Annotated in this window: 2 protein-coding genes; both read right to left on the reverse strand. The window is 56.4% G+C overall.

What is annotated here, in order from left to right:
- On the reverse strand, positions 1–1,023 hold a 1,023-nt coding region (locus tag PG892_RS21920; protein ID WP_270825864.1), incomplete at its 3' end, for a transposase.
- A 768-nt stretch (positions 1,024–1,791) separates the two neighbouring features.
- On the reverse strand, positions 1,792–2,718 hold the full coding sequence (locus PG892_RS21925) for a transposase (RefSeq protein WP_270825865.1): 927 nt from the start codon (positions 2,716–2,718) through the stop codon (positions 1,792–1,794).
- Positions 2,719–2,794: the final 76 nt, after the last annotated feature.

Below are 2,794 nucleotides of genomic sequence, written 5' to 3' on the forward strand. Positions count from 1 at the left end.
TGTGTTTGGAGACAGCCAGTTTACCAGCACCCTGTCTGTCAACTTCCACTTCCCCAAGATCCCGCGAAGAACCTTAAAAGAGGGCTGATAACACCGTCGCTGACCACAGTGCCGGGCAAACTGCTGGCAATGGTCTCTGTCACCCACCACTCTGATGCCCCGGCGCCGAAACAGCGTCACCTGCTTCAGCCAGCGAATCTCATCCAGCCCCAACCGCGCCAGGATGGGGGCAAGACATGCCGGGATATGGCCCCGTTTGTCCACTCTGATGGCACGACCTGTCCAGTCCACCAGCATCAGATAATCGGTAAAGGCATAAGGCAGACCATTCGATGTACGCTGGTTGGCAAACGGCAGCAACAAGGGTGGCAATGGAGCTGCGGGCTGCTCGCCATCGAGACGCTGCTTGAGGCTGGTGTAATCGCTCTGCTCAGGCCGATCGGCCAATCCCGCTCGTATCGGGTTGAGGTCAACGTACGTCATGCAGGCCAGCAGGGCTGACTCGGTGAGCAGGGCCTGGCTCTTGAAGCGCCCTTCCCAGAAATGGCCCTTGCAGCCGTCTTCCCGATTCGCCTGCCGAGCCAGGGTTTCGTTGAGCAACCGCACAAACCAGCTGATGGAATAGAGCCTCGTGCGCCACTCCCCTATCAGTTGCTGCACAACCAACAACTCGGGCTCAATCAGGGATTCCCCCTGATACCAACGTCGCATCAGCAGCGGCCACTGGAACAGCGCAGCCCAGCGTTCGGCCACCTCTCGCTCGCTCCAGCTGGCAGCAGTATCGGGCTCTACCTTGAGCACCAGGTGATAGTGGTTGCTCATCACCGCATAGGCACAAACACCGATGGCAAACAGTCGCGACAATTGGCCCAACTTGTCGACCACCCATTGACGCCGATGTTCGTAACTCTGGCCAGAATGGGCATCCTCCCCGCACAGAAACGCCCGCCGCACACAGCGACTGACCACGTGGTAGTAAGGCGTATCCTGCAAACTGATTTGACGTGAACGGGCAATGGTCATGGCTCACCCCCTGGGCAGTGACCTCTCAAGCCAAGTACAGGGATACGCCGCTGTCAAAAAGGTGGGTGTCCCAGATTCCCCCCCGGATTTGCAATAACCGTCACCTTCATAGGCAGAGCCCGCGCTTCTGCCCATCACACAAGGGCGACCAACTGGTCGCCCTTGTTATTTATTGCCAACACTGCCCCCATTCGAGATATCGGCAAACCCGCCCCTTGGCATCAGGTTTGGTCATGCGAGCCAAAGGTGGATCCCCATATTTGCCGACTCTCGTAAAGATCTCCAAGGGACGTCGTCATCTCCCCCCTTCTCCATGGACCGAGCAAGATAAGCTCCCTTTTTATTTGGGACAGCCATCTTTGTGTACGGATTGTTCCATTGGAGGAACCATATCACCCACTCTGTTTCACTGATGCAAAAATCACCTGCTCAAGCAACACCCACGTTGTCGTAGCGTTGTGAAAAAACGGCCTGATAACAAAGGGCCGATAGTACATCTTCCTTAACCCTTCTCTTCTTATCTGCGACAGCCACCTTTTGGAAAGGCGCTGTCCCAATTATGTGTCGCCTTATCAGGACAGCCATCTTTTGGAGAAAGCCCTCATCAAGCGCCCAGCACAACTCGTCATCCAGCATGTGCGATGGCATTTGTGAAACTCGGGGGATTAAAAAGAATGTCTTGGCATCGATGACGCCAATTCAGATGCGATCACACCGGTGATGAGCTGGCGCTATACCGGACGTTGTTATGACACAAATATTCATCACTCAAAGGGATGGTTGATGACACCGTCGCTGGCCACAGTGCCAGGCAAACTGCTGACAATGCTCTTTGTCACCCACCACTCTGATACCCTGGCGCCGAAACAGCGTCACTTGCTTGAGCCAGCGCACCTCGTCTAACCCCAGCCGCGCCAGGATGGGGGCAAGACAAACTGGGATATGGCCCCGTTTGTCCACTCGGATGGCGCGACCTGTCCAGTCCACCAGCATCAGGTAATCCGCAAAGGTATATGGCAGGCTATCGGGTCGCGCTTCGTGCGCGAATGGCAACAGCAACGGAGGCAATGGGGCGGCGGACTGCTCACCATCGAGACGCTGCTTGAGGCTGGTGTAATCGCTCTGCTCGGGCCGGTCGGCAATCGCCGCCCGTATCGGATTGAGATCAACATAGGCCATGCAGGCCAGCAGGGCTGATTCGGTGAGCAGGGCCTGGCTCTTGAAGCGCCCTTCCCAAAAATTGCCCTTGCAACCATCTTCCCGATTGGCCTGCCGAGCCAGGTTTTCGTTGAGCAACCGCACAAACCAGCTGATGGAATGTAACCGCTCCCGCCACTGCCCTATCAGTTGTTGCACCACAGCGAGTTCAGGCTCAATCAGGGATTCCCCCTGATACCAGCGTCGTACCAGCAGCGGCCACTGGAATAGCGCCCCCCAACGCTCGGCCACCTCCCGCTCGCTCCAATTGGCAGCGTTATCCGACTCGACCTTGAGCACCAGGTGATAGTGATTGCTCATCACCGCATAGGCACACACACCGATGGCAAACAGTCGCGACAATTGGCCCAACTTGTCCACTACCCACTGGCGCCGATGCTCGTAACTCTGGCCGGAGTGGGCATCTTCCCCGCACAGAAACGCCCGCCGCACACAGCGACTGACCACATGATAGTAAGGCGTATCCTGCAAACTGATTCCTGATTACCCATGATTAGCAGTCAGTTACCACGAACTATACTGATCTTACGTACAGTTATCGAGGTGCGAGATC

It is taken from the genome of Aeromonas sp. QDB68 (assembly GCF_027707405.1).
Classification (GTDB): domain Bacteria; phylum Pseudomonadota; class Gammaproteobacteria; order Enterobacterales; family Aeromonadaceae; genus Aeromonas; species Aeromonas caviae.